The organism is Pseudalkalibacillus sp. JSM 102089 (genome assembly GCF_041366475.1).
Classification (GTDB): domain Bacteria; phylum Bacillota; class Bacilli; order Bacillales; family Guptibacillaceae; genus Guptibacillus; species Guptibacillus hwajinpoensis_B.
Window position 1 is genome coordinate 35,137 of record NZ_JBEWYW010000012.1, and the last position, 12,878, is coordinate 48,014.

General features: G+C 40.0%; 16 protein-coding genes. 15 read left to right on the forward strand and 1 reads right to left on the reverse strand.

The genetic code is table 11. From position 1 onward, the window contains the following. Positions 1-55 precede the first annotated feature (55 nt). The 4 genes from ABVF21_RS19240 to ABVF21_RS19255 all read left to right on the forward strand — a co-directional run bounded on the left by ABVF21_RS19240 (position 56) and on the right by ABVF21_RS19255 (position 2,808). A complete protein-coding gene (locus tag ABVF21_RS19240; RefSeq protein ID WP_371018790.1) occupies positions 56-1,405 on the forward strand; it encodes a TrkH family potassium uptake protein in 1,350 nt (449 codons plus the stop codon). A gap of 111 nt (positions 1,406-1,516) precedes the next feature. Then, complete coding sequence (locus ABVF21_RS19245) at positions 1,517-2,008, forward strand: universal stress protein (RefSeq protein WP_303532932.1); 492 nt, start codon at positions 1,517-1,519, stop codon at positions 2,006-2,008. Between the two features lie 126 nt (positions 2,009-2,134). Further along, on the forward strand, positions 2,135-2,344 hold the full coding sequence (locus ABVF21_RS19250; protein WP_303532931.1) for a helix-turn-helix transcriptional regulator: 210 nt from the start codon (positions 2,135-2,137) through the stop codon (positions 2,342-2,344). Beyond that, positions 2,341-2,808, forward strand: a complete 468-nt coding sequence (locus tag ABVF21_RS19255; protein WP_371018791.1) for a hypothetical protein — start codon at positions 2,341-2,343, stop codon at positions 2,806-2,808. Before ABVF21_RS19250 ends, ABVF21_RS19255 begins: the two co-directional genes overlap by 4 nt. 3 nt (positions 2,809-2,811) lie before the next feature. Here the strand turns inward: ABVF21_RS19255 and ABVF21_RS19260 are convergent, their stop codons facing one another. Further along, positions 2,812-3,174: a hypothetical protein gene (locus ABVF21_RS19260; RefSeq protein WP_303532927.1), complete on the reverse strand. Its 363-nt coding sequence runs from the start codon at positions 3,172-3,174 to the stop codon at positions 2,812-2,814. A gap of 136 nt (positions 3,175-3,310) precedes the next feature. Here ABVF21_RS19260 and ABVF21_RS19265 point away from each other — a divergent pair, with 136 nt between their 5' ends. The 11 genes from ABVF21_RS19265 (at position 3,311) to ABVF21_RS19315 (ending at position 12,873) form a co-directional block, all read left to right on the forward strand. Further along, entirely contained in the window at positions 3,311-3,550 is a 240-nt protein-coding gene (locus tag ABVF21_RS19265) for a hypothetical protein (protein WP_194219929.1), read from the forward strand. 105 nt (positions 3,551-3,655) lie between these two features. Further along, on the forward strand, positions 3,656-4,102 hold the full coding sequence (locus ABVF21_RS19270; RefSeq protein ID WP_371018792.1) for a GNAT family N-acetyltransferase: 447 nt from the start codon (positions 3,656-3,658) through the stop codon (positions 4,100-4,102). A 303-nt stretch (positions 4,103-4,405) separates the two neighbouring features. After that, positions 4,406-5,770, forward strand: a complete 1,365-nt coding sequence (locus ABVF21_RS19275; protein WP_371018793.1) for a sigma-54 interaction domain-containing protein — start codon at positions 4,406-4,408, stop codon at positions 5,768-5,770. A gap of 237 nt (positions 5,771-6,007) precedes the next feature. Then, entirely contained in the window at positions 6,008-6,709 is a 702-nt protein-coding gene (locus ABVF21_RS19280) for a CoA transferase subunit A (protein WP_371018794.1), read from the forward strand. A 2-nt stretch (positions 6,710-6,711) separates the two neighbouring features. Next, positions 6,712-7,380: a CoA transferase subunit B gene (locus ABVF21_RS19285; protein WP_303532922.1), complete on the forward strand. Its 669-nt coding sequence runs from the start codon at positions 6,712-6,714 to the stop codon at positions 7,378-7,380. A gap of 15 nt (positions 7,381-7,395) precedes the next feature. Further along, positions 7,396-8,715 (forward strand): GntP family permease, encoded by a 1,320-nt coding sequence (locus tag ABVF21_RS19290; protein ID WP_303532920.1) that lies wholly within the window; start codon positions 7,396-7,398, stop codon positions 8,713-8,715. Positions 8,716-8,736: 21 nt separating this feature from the next. Further along, entirely contained in the window at positions 8,737-9,516 is a 780-nt protein-coding gene (locus tag ABVF21_RS19295; RefSeq protein WP_303532918.1) for a 3-hydroxybutyrate dehydrogenase, read from the forward strand. A gap of 100 nt (positions 9,517-9,616) precedes the next feature. Then, positions 9,617-10,795, forward strand: a complete 1,179-nt coding sequence (locus ABVF21_RS19300) for an acetyl-CoA C-acetyltransferase (RefSeq protein ID WP_303532917.1) — start codon at positions 9,617-9,619, stop codon at positions 10,793-10,795. A 366-nt stretch (positions 10,796-11,161) separates the two neighbouring features. Further along, complete coding sequence (gene rsgA, locus ABVF21_RS19305; protein WP_371018813.1) at positions 11,162-12,160, forward strand: ribosome small subunit-dependent GTPase A; 999 nt, start codon at positions 11,162-11,164, stop codon at positions 12,158-12,160. A gap of 29 nt (positions 12,161-12,189) precedes the next feature. Beyond that, positions 12,190-12,687, forward strand: coding sequence for a DinB family protein (locus ABVF21_RS19310; RefSeq protein WP_371018795.1), 498 nt, complete (start codon positions 12,190-12,192; stop codon positions 12,685-12,687). A 63-nt stretch (positions 12,688-12,750) separates the two neighbouring features. Next, positions 12,751-12,873: a YuzL family protein gene (locus tag ABVF21_RS19315; protein ID WP_371018796.1), complete on the forward strand. Its 123-nt coding sequence runs from the start codon at positions 12,751-12,753 to the stop codon at positions 12,871-12,873. The last annotated feature ends 5 nt before the right edge of the window (positions 12,874-12,878 follow it).

Consider the following 12,878-nt stretch of genomic DNA (forward strand, 5'->3'; position numbering starts at 1 on the left):
AATACGATGTTCGTAATAATCCAGTCATAGATCAGAGAGGCTGAGGAGGAATAAGATGAAAATCAAAGAAAAAGCAACAGAACTTTCTTCCGTCCAGCTGATTGTTCTTTTCTATTTTGCGGCTGTAGTATTATCGACGGTTCTGTTAAGTCTTCCGATTGCCCATCAAGCTAATGTTGAATGGAACTTTATAGATGCTTTATTTACAGCTGTAAGTGCAATTAGTGTTACAGGACTAACTGTCGTTTCTACTGCAGATACGTTCAGTACAACCGGCACGTACATCCTAGCTTTTGTCCTTCAATTCGGTGGAATTGGGATTATGACTCTTGGCACTTTTATTTGGTTATTAATGGGGAAGAAAATAGGAATGAAAGAACGTCAACTTATTAGTACAGATCAAAATCGTGGTACATTAGCTGGCCTTGTAAGTTTAATGAGGCAAATCCTCGGGCTTATTCTCTTATTTGAAGCGATAGGGACAATTATTCTTGGGATCTATCTGCTAAAGTATTATGATACGTGGCAAGACGCCTTTTTGCAGGGATTCTTTGCTTCAGTAAGTGCTACGACAAATGCAGGGTTTGATATTACTGGGAGTTCACTTATTCCATATGCAAATGATTATTTTGTGCAATCCATTAACATGATTCTGCTTATATTAGGCGCAATAGGGTTCCCTGTTCTTATCGAACTGAAGGATTACTTATTTCAAAAGAAAGAAACGGTAGCGTACCGCTTTACGTTGTTTACAAAGGTTACGACGGTTACATTCTTTGCTCTAATTTTAATCGGTACCGCCCTTATATGGATTTTAGAAGCAGGAAATTTCTTGGCTGATAAGTCATGGGATCAATCGCTATTCTATTCATTGTTTCAGTCCGTTACGACGAGAAATGGTGGTCTCGCGACTATGGACGTGAGTGAATTCACTCTGTCTACGCAGTTAGTGTTAAGTTTACTTATGTTTATTGGCGCATCTCCAAGCAGTGTCGGCGGAGGGATTCGAACGACTACTTTTGCTGTTGCTGTATTAACAGTTGTTCATTTTGCAAGAGGTCGAAAAAGTGTCAAAGTTTTTGGGAGAGAACTTTTACATGATGATATTATCAAATCGTTTATCGTCATTTTTACAGCAACTGGTCTTTGTGGTTTGGCAGTCGTTATTCTTTCAGCAACAGAACCATTCTCATTAACTGCCATTGTATTTGAAGTGACTTCAGCCTTTGGTACAACGGGTTTATCCCTTGGCATCACTCCTGAACTAAGTACTGCGGGTAAATGGGTTATTATGTTTCTCATGTTTGTTGGCAGAATTGGAATTATATCGTTTCTACTGATGATGCGAGGAAATGCTCCTCTCGAACGTTACCATTATCCAAAAGAACCTATTATTACCGGATAATGAGGCTAATGTAACAAATATATCTATATGAATACGTTTTCGGTAATGGCGTTATTTTCCTCTCAGTAGGGGTATATCCATACTACTTCAAATACTGAGGAGGAAAGTATCATGTATACCAAAATTGTAGTAGCTTATGATCGTTCTGAGGATAGTGAAAAAGCGCTCCACCAGGCAGTTAAATTAGCAGAACTAAGCAAAGCTTCTATTCATTTAGTGCATGTTGCGAAAGAATCACATAAACTTTCAGCTCAACCAGCGACGAGAATTCCATATGGCACTGGAAGTATTGGTAATGAAGGACATGCTGGTGTCCCCACACCGATACCTGAAGAGCAAAGTGGCGTAACAGTCGAACGAAGTGATGGAGAAGCAATGCTTCGAGAAGTGAAAGAAACACTGCATCATATGGGTGTGAATGTTCATTCTGAGGTAAGAAGTGGCGATCCTGCGAAAGAAATCGTGGATCTAGCTGTTATGACAGAAGCAGATTTAATTGTTATCGGTAGTCGAGGATTGAGTGGAATTAAAAAATGGATGCTTGGAAGCGTAAGTGAGAAGGTTGCTCAACAATCGCCATGTCCCGTCCTAATTGTAAAATAGATAGCCTGGGAAACCAGGCTTTTTTCTTTGGTCAAAAAGTTAATTATCATTAACTTAAAGTTAGGTTTACTTAACATTTTGTTTGATGTAGAATACAGATAAAGGAAATGTGAGAGAGGGGTTCAGGTGACATTACAAAATCGAATTAGAGAACTAAGAGCTCGTTTTCAGTTAACGCAGCAGCAGCTCGCTTCAAAAGTAGGAGTAACGAGACAAACGATTGCAGCTGTTGAAAAGGGAGATTATGTTCCCTCATTATTATTAGCTATGAATATTTGTAGAGAATTTAACATGTCGGTGGAGGAAGTATTTCAACTACAGGGGGAATCAGAGTGAAATTATCTTTCGTTTATTTAATGAACTTGGTTATACTTGGTCTTTTTAGTTGGGCTATGGTTACTTATTTCAATGCAGCTTCGCAATTTAAAACTATAATAAGTGGAGACGGAAATGAAGTTACGATTAACCTACTCCCTATTCTTTTGACTATTTTGATCACGGGTATTATTGGCTTTATATTCACTCGTAGTAAGAGAAGAAAGAATAAGGGATGGAAAGAAGCACTTTTGCTTCCTTCCGAACTGTGTGAGGATGATGAACGTGAAAAAGCCTTAACCGCCCATGCGTGTCGCAATGCGTATATTGCGATGATGTTTGTCACGCCTTTTCTAATTGCTGGAATGACTTTCCAACCCGTTATATCTCATTATTTCTCAGCCTATCCGATTCTTATATTGCTACTACTGCCGTTCGTTCAGGTTAGTGTTTTTTATTTTTCTCTTCGGAGGAAGTTAAAGTAACGTTTACCAGCAGAGCTTTAGCGTTAATTCACTGCAATTATCTTGATTACCTGCTGTGAGATCGACGCGAATGGCGTCTGGCGTATAAGCTATGTGAAAGGGAGAAGTCACGCCAGCACGTTGAATCAGCATATGAACATGGGAATGATCATTTTTCTGAGCGGCGTCTTTTAATTCATGAGCAAATTGAGCGTCGTTTTCCACTTTATTAAGCAGTTTCTCTCCATCTTTCATTAGCTTCGAACACGTCTCAGCTGATTGTTGGAAACGAGTCACTTCAATTGGAGGGAAAGGGCGATAATAAGAGGGATAACAAGGTGAATACAGATTGGGCCATTCGTTGTATCGGTAATGTTTAAACGACATCATTGGCCTCCTGAATATGTGATGCTATTACCCTATGGGTTTATAAAAAAAGGTGTGCATCTTTCTTTAATTTGTGAAATTTGATTCCAACAGGTTACAATAATTCAGAAGACGTTTGGAGAAGGAGCATGGTGTTTTGAAGAAATACGTTATTTTTACGATCAGTCTTATTAGTTTCTATTTCATTTTGAATTTAATTATTGGTTCAATTGTTAATGCTATATTTCAACCAGATTGGCTGATGGCCTGGGCTAAGGGGCAACAGGTGACAGGCACCGTTACGTTTGGCCTTCTATATAATCCTATTGATCTTATAAGTTTGATTTTGTCGCTAGTGATTAGTGTGATCATTACATCTAAAGTCAAACCATCTTAAATCGTGCTGAGGCACGATTTTTTATTTTTATGATATTTGAAGGCATTGTTCATAAAAGGATAGAATGGTTAACTTGTGAAAAAGAACTAGTAAGGAGATTTTGTGATGAAGATAATGCAAATAAACAAGGGTTTTCCTTATGATCTTCTACTTGAAGCTGATCCATCTCTCGATCATATTGAACGTTATTTAAAAGTTGGAAGCTGTTATATTGCAGTCGAAGAGCAAGAAGTGATGGGAGTCTATGTGTTAGTAGAAAAAGAAGAGGAAATAATGGAGATCATGAATATAGCAGTAAGAGAGGATAGAAGGGGAAAGGGAATAGGAAAAAAGCTTATTCACGATGCTATCCAAAGATCAGAGGCGCTTGGAGCGACCAAGATTGAGATTGGCACGGGTAATTCAAGTCTGGATCAATTAGCTCTCTATCAAAAATGTCACTTTCGTATAATAGACATTATTGAGGGTTTTTTTGATAGCTATCCTGAGACGATTATAGAAAACGGTATTCCTTGTCGGGATATGATTCGGTTAAGCTATAGCAAAATATAAATCGATCTGTTCCATTTTCTAATGTGAGGAAATGGAACCTTTTTTGTAAAATTAGTAGTTATTGGGGAAAGGGAATTGCATTCAGGCGGGCAGGGAAGGCGAATTTTACATCTGTGTGAGAACGCTGAAGTGAAAGTGCTTCAATCAATTAAGCCAAGATTCAAGAATTAATAGTAAATACACAGCTTTTTATTTAACAAAACAGAGTTGTATGTTACGAGAATACCACTAATTACTTTATAAAAAATGCAGTTTTAGTTGAATGGTACAATGGTTAATAGAAAAGATAAAGGAGTGGCTAGAGTGAAACCCGGTGAGCTTACTAAGAAGTGCAGTATGTTAGAAACTATTATTGATAACGCTTACGAATGGCTTGTCGTTGTAAACAAAGAAGGTATGATTGATTTCATGAACAAAACGTATTGTGAATTTCTAGAAGTAGATAGCTCAGAAGTTATTGGGATGCACGTAACGGATGTCATTGAGAACACACGGATGCATATCGTTGCTAGAAGCGGAAAGGTAGAAATTGCAGATTTGCAATACATACGCGGAAACTACATGATTGCCAATCGCGTCCCTATTTATCACAACAAGGAATTAATCGGAGCTGTAGGCACAGTTATCTTTCGTGACACTGAACAATGGAAGCAAATGAATACGCATATTAAAGAGCTTTTATCTGAATTGGAATATTATCGAAGCGGATCTGCAAGGGAAAATGGTGCGAATTATTCCTTATATGACATCGTTGGTGTATCAGATTCGATTCAGAGTTTAAAAGAGAAGGTGAAGCAAGTAGCAAGCGGAAATGTTTCGGTTCTTATTCGTGGTGAAAGTGGCACAGGTAAAGAACTTTTTGCACATAGCATTCATCAACTGAGTGAGCGTAGCAATAGACCTTTTATTAAAGTGAATTGTGGTGCCATACCTGATCAACTACTTGAATCGGAACTTTTTGGATACGAGGAAGGGGCTTTTACAGGAGCGAAAAAAGGAGGGAAGCCAGGAAAATTTGAGCTGGCTAATACAGGTACAATTTTTCTTGATGAAATAGGAGACATGCCCCCTAACATGCAGGTGAAATTATTACGTGTCCTACAAGATAGAGAAGTAGAACGAGTTGGCGGAGTCTCATCGAAAAAAGTTGACGTAAGGGTAATCGCAGCTACAAACCGACCTTTAGAAGCGATGGTAGAGGAACGTCGCTTTCGTGAAGACTTATTCTATCGAATCAATGTAATGCAATTACAAATTCCCCCATTAAGAGAAAGAATTCAGGATGTAAAACCTCTTGCAGAATCTTTTGTAAAGAAAATTTCCATGAAAGCAGGAAAGCGCGTCATAGGAATTAACGAGCAAGCCTTTCAATTATTAAGGAAGCACAACTGGCCTGGTAACGCTCGTGAGCTTGAGAATGCGCTAGAAGCTGCTGTTCATTTAACACGTAGTGAAACAATAGAAGTCACCTCACTCCCCGATTACTTAAAAGATAAAGATGGGATCATAGCGGGAAACAGAAAATTAAGAGAAATTTTAGAAGAAGCTGAATCAGAAGCGATTCGTAAAACGCTTGCTCAATGTGAGAATGATAAATTTGCAGCATCCGAAATACTTGGTATAGGGAAAACGAGCTTATATGACAAAATTAAAAAGTATAATCTTTGATGAAATTCCAGAAAACCGGAATCTATTCCGGTTTTCTGGAATTTGTTTATATTATATCTCTAGAAACGTGTTTTTAGAGGTTGACGAATGAAAATTGATTATTTTTTCCGGAAAAACGGAACTTAAATAAAAAGAATAATCCGCCAAATGTTGAATGCGCTTACAATATTGTGAACTATTCTATTATGGCATGTTTCTTGCATTACAAAGATTGAGAAGAAAAAAGGAGTTGGAATGATGAAGGAACAGTATAGGGATGGTTATGATGCAGTAAGCGAAATTGTTGATGGATCAACGTTAATGGTCGGTGGATTTGGTCTAGTCGGTATTCCAGAACAAATGATACTCGGATTAGTGGAGTCGGGAGTCAAGAACCTTACAGTGATTTCAAATAACTGTGGTGTAGACGATTGGGGACTTGGTCTGCTACTTAAAAACCATCAAATTAAGAAGATGATCGGTTCGTATGTTGGTGAAAACAAAGAATTTGAACGACAGGTACTGTCGGGTGAGCTTGAAGTAGAGTTAATTCCGCAGGGAACACTTGCTGAAAGAATTCGTGCTGGTGGTGCTGGGATTCCAGCTTTTTATACCCCTGCAGGCGTTGGAACTAATGTAGCTGAAGGAAAGGAAACGCGAATGTTTGATGGGAAAGAATATGTTTTAGAGCATGCGTTATGCGCTGACTATAGTCTAATTAGAGCCTGCTATGGGGATGATTCAGGCAATCTTATTTATAACAAAACGGCTCGCAATTTTAATCCAATGATGGCAGCTTCTGGAAAAGTTACGATGGCTGAAGTGGAGAAAATCGTAGCTACAGGTGATTTAAATGCAGATCAGATTCATACGCCTGGAATTTATGTTCAGGGACTCCTAGAAGCTAAGCAGGAAAAACGAATCGAACGAAAAACTGTTCGAAATGGATCGGGGGAATAAGGATGAAGGCTACAAAAAGTAATGTACGGGAACGAATAGCGAGAAGAGCGGAACAAGAAATTATGAGCGGATATTATGTGAACCTTGGCATTGGGATCCCGACGCTTGTTGCCAATTACATATCAGAGGATAAAGTGATTGTCCTCCAATCTGAAAATGGCTTGCTTGGTATCGGAGAATATCCACAAGAGAATGAGTTGGATCCGGACCTCATTAATGCTGGAAAAGAGACCGTAACAGCAATTGAAGGAGCTTCTTATTTTGATAGTGCGGAATCATTCGGAATGATTCGAGGCGGTCACATTGATCTTGCGATACTCGGTGGAATGGAAGTATCTGAAGGCGGAGATCTTGCAAATTGGATGATCCCTGGAAAGATGATTAAAGGAATGGGTGGTGCGATGGATCTCGTTCATGGAGCAAAGAAAATCACGGTAATTATGGATCATGTTAACAAAGATGGGGCACCTAAAATTGTGAAGGAATGTTCGCTCCCACTTACTGGGAAAGGTGTAGTCAATCGAATTATTACCGATCGAGCGGTGTTAGACATTACCGATGAAGGATTAGTCGTGCAAGAAATAGCTTCAGGATACACGTTAGAAGAGATTAGGAATGCTACAGAACCTGAAATCAATGTGTCACTGACACTTCAGTATGATGCTTACTAAAAAGGGGGAACAGCCATGTTAAGTATGATTGGATTAATTGGTGGGTTACTATTGCTTATTTATCTCACAATGAAAGGGATGAATTTGCTCGTCGCAGGTCCACTCTGCGCTATTGTAGTAGCTGTTCTAAGTGGACTGCCACTTTTCCCACAACTCGTTGAAGAAGGTGCTCCGAACTTCATTGGTAACTATATGGGAGGATTCTCAGGATTTGTTGCCTCGTGGTTTCCTATGTTTTTACTTGGAGCGATTTTTGGGAAGGTCATGGAAGACAGCGGTGCGGCAGATAGCGTCTCCAAATGGGTTGTAGCAAAACTTGGATTGAAACAGGCGGTGCTTGCTATTGTTCTAGCCTGTGCGATCTTAACGTACGGAGGTGTTAGTCTTTTCGTTGTCGCATTCTCTGTCTATCCAATGGCTGTAAGTTTATTTAAACAAGCGGATTTACCACGTCGTTTTATACCAGCTACGCTTGCGTTTGGCTCGGTTACCTTTACAATGACGTCTGCAGGATCGCCAGAAATTCAAAACTGGATTCCGATCGAATATTTAAATACGAGTCCTTATGCCGGTTGGGAAGTAAGTTTAGTAGTGGCGTTGTTCATGGCGCTGTTTGGCTACTGGTGGTTGAAACGGATGATTTCAAAAGCTGTGGCCAAGGGAGAACGGTTTAAAGCGCGTAAGGAGGATCCTGAAGTGGAAAATCGTCCGCTTCCAAATCCATTACTCGGCCTTGTCCCACTTGTCATTGTATTAATTATCTCATTCATTTTCCATGATAGCTTGAAACAATCAGCGCTTATTATTGCTTTACTTGGAGGAATTGTAGCTACATATTTGTTAAATCGCAAATACTTTGAGAACTTTGGACGTGCGGTTTCTGATGGAACGCTTGGATCATTGATTGCCATCGGAAATACAGCAGCTGTAGTTGGTTTTGGTGGTGTAGCCAAGGTTGTGCCGGCATTTGAAACAGCCGTGGATTTCATGACTGGTATTCCTGGAAGTCCTCTTATTGGGGGAGCCATTGCAGTCAGTGTGATCGCTGGGTTAACAGGATCAGCATCTGGTGGTCAGGTTATCGCCTTGCCTCTTCTTGCACCTCACTATATTGATGCTGGTGTGAATCCAGAAGCACTCCACCGTACGGTTGCAATCTCTTCAGGAGCACTTGATTCACTTCCTCACAATGGTTACGTCGTAACAACGATTCGTGCTATTTGTGGTGAATCACACCAGGATGCCTACGGAGCTGTAGGGGCACTAACAGTCATCGTACCTCTTATTGGACTTGCCCTAGCAATTCTATTATTCAGTTTAGGATTCGGAATTTAGCTCGACGAAGGAGGGGTTTTTTTGTTAGTGGATAAGAAAGTAGTCGTTATTACAGGGGCAGCGAGCGGGATTGGGAAAGAGTTGGCACGAGTGTTTGCTGAAAATGGGGCAAAGGTTATTCTTAGTGATTTGGATGAGGATAAAGTAAAAAAGGCGGCGGCTGAATTAAAAGAAAGCGGTATGAATACGATTGGAATCCGCTGTGATGTAACGAAAGAAATGGAAGTTGAGTCGTTATTTAATCAAACGATTAACACCTTTGGTCGATTGGATGTACTGATTAACAATGCAGGACTTCAACACGTTTCAGCCATTGAAGCTTTTCAAACGGAGAAGTTTGAGCTGTTAACGAAAGTAATGCTTGTTGCACCGTTTATTGCAACTAAGCTCGCCTTTCCAATCATGAAGAAACAAAAGTATGGACGAATTATTAACATGTCTTCTATTAATGGACTTGTGGGCTTCTCTGGAAAAGCCGCTTATAATAGTGCAAAGCATGGAGTGATTGGACTTACGAAGGTAGCGGCACTTGAAGGAGCGGAAGATGGTATCACGGTTAATGCGGTTTGCCCAGGATATGTTGATACCCCGCTAGTAAGAGGTCAGCTTGAAGATTTAGCTAAAAGTAGAGAAGTGGCTTTAGAGAGAGTACTTGAAGAAGTGATCTATCCCCTCGTTCCACAAAAGCGTTTGTTAACAGTGCAGGAAATTGCGGATTACACGATGTTTCTAGCAAGCGACAAGGCAAAAGGAATTACAGGTCAGGCAGTGGTCATTGATGGAGGATACACAGCACAATAATGGATTCAATCAGTGAAAGAGAGTTAAATCTTTTCTCTCTAAAAAAACTTGTAAACGCTTTCCTTTTATTTGTAAAATAGAGAAGAATGGAGGGGAGAACATGAAAGATGTTTTTATTTTGGAGGGTGCCAGAACGCCATTTGGAACGTTTGGAGGTTCACTTAAAGATATTAGTCCAACTGACTTAGGAATTACGGCAAGCAAGGAAGCGCTAGTAAAAAGCGGGATAGAGGCAAGTGAAATTGATCTTTCTGTTATTGGGAATGTGATTCATTCAACATCAAATGCTTCTTATCTCGCACGTCATATTGCTCTTGGAACAGGAATACCGATCGAGAGCCCTGCACTAACAGTGAATCGTTTATGCGGTTCTGGAATGCAGGCCGTCATATCAGCTGCTCAATCTATTATGATGGGAGAGGGTCAAACGGCCCTTGCCGGCGGAGCGGAGAATATGAGTTTATCGCCTTATACGTTAAGAGGAAATCGTTTTGGAGCTAAAATGGGTGCTCCTAAAATGGATGATATGCTGTTGGCTACGTTAACAGATGAATACACTGGAACTGGAATGGGTATAACGGGAGAGAATCTTGCAGTAAAGTATGGGATTTCTAGAGAAGATCAAGATGAGTATGCAACCCAAAGCCAGCAAAAAGCAGCCGAAGCAAGAGAGAAAGGTATTTTTGCGGAAGAAATCGCCCCTGTTGAGATAAAAAGGAAGAAAGGGATGGAAAGCTTTGCGATTGATGAGCATATTCGAGAAGGTACTACAGAAGATAAGCTAGCTAGTTTAAAACCAGCTTTCAAAAAAGATGGAACTGTCACTGGTGGAAATGCAAGTGGAATTAATGATGGGGCAGCTTCGGTCGTATTAGCAGGAACAGATTACGTTACGTCAAAAAATCTCAAGCCTCTTGCTCGAATCGTTTCTTGGGGAATAGCGGGAGTAGATCCTTCAATCATGGGGATTGGTCCTGTTCCTGCCATTCGACAGGCACTAGATAAAGCAGGTATGACATTGCAAGATATGGACTTGATTGAAGTAAATGAAGCTTTCGCAGCTCAGTATCTGGCTGTTGAAAAGGAGCTAGAGCTTGATCGCTCACGAGTGAATGTTAACGGGGGCGCCATCGCGTTAGGACACCCAGTAGGAGCAAGTGGGACACGTGTTCTTTATACTCTCACAAAAGAATTAAAGCGCAGAAATGGGAAATATGGTGTTGCCTCCCTGTGTATTGGTGGAGGACAAGGTATTGCCGTAGTGATTGAAATCGATTGATTTGTCAGAAAAGATTGCTAATTCATGCGATGGTGCGTATAATAAAAGTACTAACTAACGGAAAGGGGTTGTGCATTATGGTAAATAACAAAAAGAATTCATTGTTAATTGCATATTGTGCACAGTCCAATTGGTAGGGTAGGAGCTTTTTCTTACTTCTGATTAATAAGATCAAAAACCATGGGCTGTGCGATTGTGTCTATGGTTTTTTATACTTTATCAGCTAATTACTTACGCTGATTGTATGATAAAAGCCGACATCATTGTACGGCTTTTTGTCATATTTACACTTATTAATCAGGAGGCTTTCAATTGAAACGAATAAAATTAGGATGGAATTCATACTTTGAAGAAAATTATCAAGCTATGGCAGAAGATGGACTTATCCCAGCTCGAATTAAAATGGAACATCGTGGAGGTTACAGCGTTTCAACAGGAGAAAATTCTTATGCAGCAGAACTTTCAGGTAAGTTCCGATTTGAAGTAACACAGCGTGATGCTTTGCCAGCGGTTGGTGACTGGGTACTGATTACTCCAAAATCAGAGAATAAGGCGATCATTCATCAATTGCTCCCAAGAAAAAGTAAGTTCTCTCGAAAAATTGCTGGCACGACGACAGAAGAGCAAATTATCGTAGCCAATGTCGATACGGTTTTTCTTGTAAACGCATTAAATCAGGATTTTAATCCAAGTCGAATTGAGCGATACCTTTTGATGGCGTGGGAAAGCGGGGCAAACCCCGTTATTGTTTTAAGCAAAGCAGATCTTTGCGATAACGTCATGGAGAAAGTGAATGCATTAACTGGTGTCGCAGTTGGAGTACCAATTCACGTGGTTAGTTCAGCCACTGAGATAGGGATTGATGACTTAACGCCTTATTTAATTGAGGGAACGACAACCGCTCTTCTTGGTTCGTCTGGAGCTGGAAAGTCCACGCTTATAAATAAGTTATACGGACAAGATATTCAAGTTGTTCAAGACATTCGTGAAGAAGACGGTAAGGGTAAACATACGACGACAAGTCGAGAACTGATTTCTCTTCCTACTGGAGGTGTACTGATTGATACGCCAGGTATGAGAGAACTTCAATTGTGGGAAACGAATAACCTGTCTCAGAGTTTTCCTGATATAGAAAGCCTTGCGGAACAATGTTATTTCAGGGATTGCAAGCACGAAGGTGAACCAAAATGTGCTGTAAGAAATGCTATTTCTGATGGACTGCTAGAAGAAAGAAGGTTTGAGAATTATAGAAAGTTCAATCGAGAGCTTGCTTTTCTTGAACGACAAACGAATAAGAAGGCTCAGCTTGAGGAGAGGAAAAAGTGGAAAAAAATCGCTGGAGATCGAACTAGAAAGCATCGCTAGGCTCTTTAATTTAGGAAGGAGTAGATGAGATGACAGATGAGCGTTCAATTCTAAATGAATATGCTTCATTAACGAACTGGTTAGAAACGACGGCGATGGAGATGAGTGAGGAAGTGTTTTTTAAGCCTATTAAATCAGGTAAATGGTCTCCAGCTGAAATTCTCTCTCACATCATGAAATGGGACGATTATCTATTAGAAGAGCGAATGCCATACATGAAGAGTGAAGCGATTTTGCCAAAGCTTGAAAATGTAGAAGCAGTGAACAACCGTGCAGCCCAATTTGCTAGATCTGGGATTATCCAAAAGGAATTAATTAAAGAAACGATAAAATCAAGGGAACGAGTAGTCAAGCGACTTCTAGAGTGGCGCCCAATCGAGTGGAAAAACACGTTTTATATCGATAAGTATCCTCTCTGTCTAACAAGTTATATTAAAGGATTAATTGAACACGACGAGCATCACAAACTTCAAATAGAAGTTTTTATGAATGAACAGGGAATACCTCACTCTCTTTTCTTAACATAGTTGTGAAAGGTATCGGATAATAAAAAGAGGCACGGGAGAGTCTAAAAGGTGGAGGTGAGAAAAATGGCAAAACATAAAGCAAACCCCACTACAAATGGACTTGCTTCATCTCAGCCAGAAGGACAAGGAACTGGTATTGAAGTTGGAACAGCCCGTGATTCTCAAAGAAAAAATAAAAAGAAGTAACAAAA

Coding starts and splice junctions, on each gene's coding strand:
- ABVF21_RS19240 (WP_371018790.1), top strand. CDS start 56: ATGAAAATCAAAGAAAAAGCAACAGAACTTTCTTCCGTCCAGCTGATT.
- ABVF21_RS19245 (WP_303532932.1), top strand. CDS start 1,517: ATGTATACCAAAATTGTAGTAGCTTATGATCGTTCTGAGGATAGTGAA.
- ABVF21_RS19260 (WP_303532927.1), bottom strand. CDS start 3,174: ATGTCGTTTAAACATTACCGATACAACGAATGGCCCAATCTGTATTCA.
- ABVF21_RS19270 (WP_371018792.1), top strand. CDS start 3,656: ATGAAGATAATGCAAATAAACAAGGGTTTTCCTTATGATCTTCTACTT.
- ABVF21_RS19280 (WP_371018794.1), top strand. CDS start 6,008: ATGAAGGAACAGTATAGGGATGGTTATGATGCAGTAAGCGAAATTGTT.
- ABVF21_RS19285 (WP_303532922.1), top strand. CDS start 6,712: ATGAAGGCTACAAAAAGTAATGTACGGGAACGAATAGCGAGAAGAGCG.
- ABVF21_RS19290 (WP_303532920.1), top strand. CDS start 7,396: ATGTTAAGTATGATTGGATTAATTGGTGGGTTACTATTGCTTATTTAT.
- ABVF21_RS19300 (WP_303532917.1), top strand. CDS start 9,617: ATGAAAGATGTTTTTATTTTGGAGGGTGCCAGAACGCCATTTGGAACG.
- rsgA (WP_371018813.1), top strand. CDS start 11,162: ATGGCAGAAGATGGACTTATCCCAGCTCGAATTAAAATGGAACATCGT.
- ABVF21_RS19310 (WP_371018795.1), top strand. CDS start 12,190: ATGACAGATGAGCGTTCAATTCTAAATGAATATGCTTCATTAACGAAC.
- ABVF21_RS19315 (WP_371018796.1), top strand. CDS start 12,751: ATGGCAAAACATAAAGCAAACCCCACTACAAATGGACTTGCTTCATCT.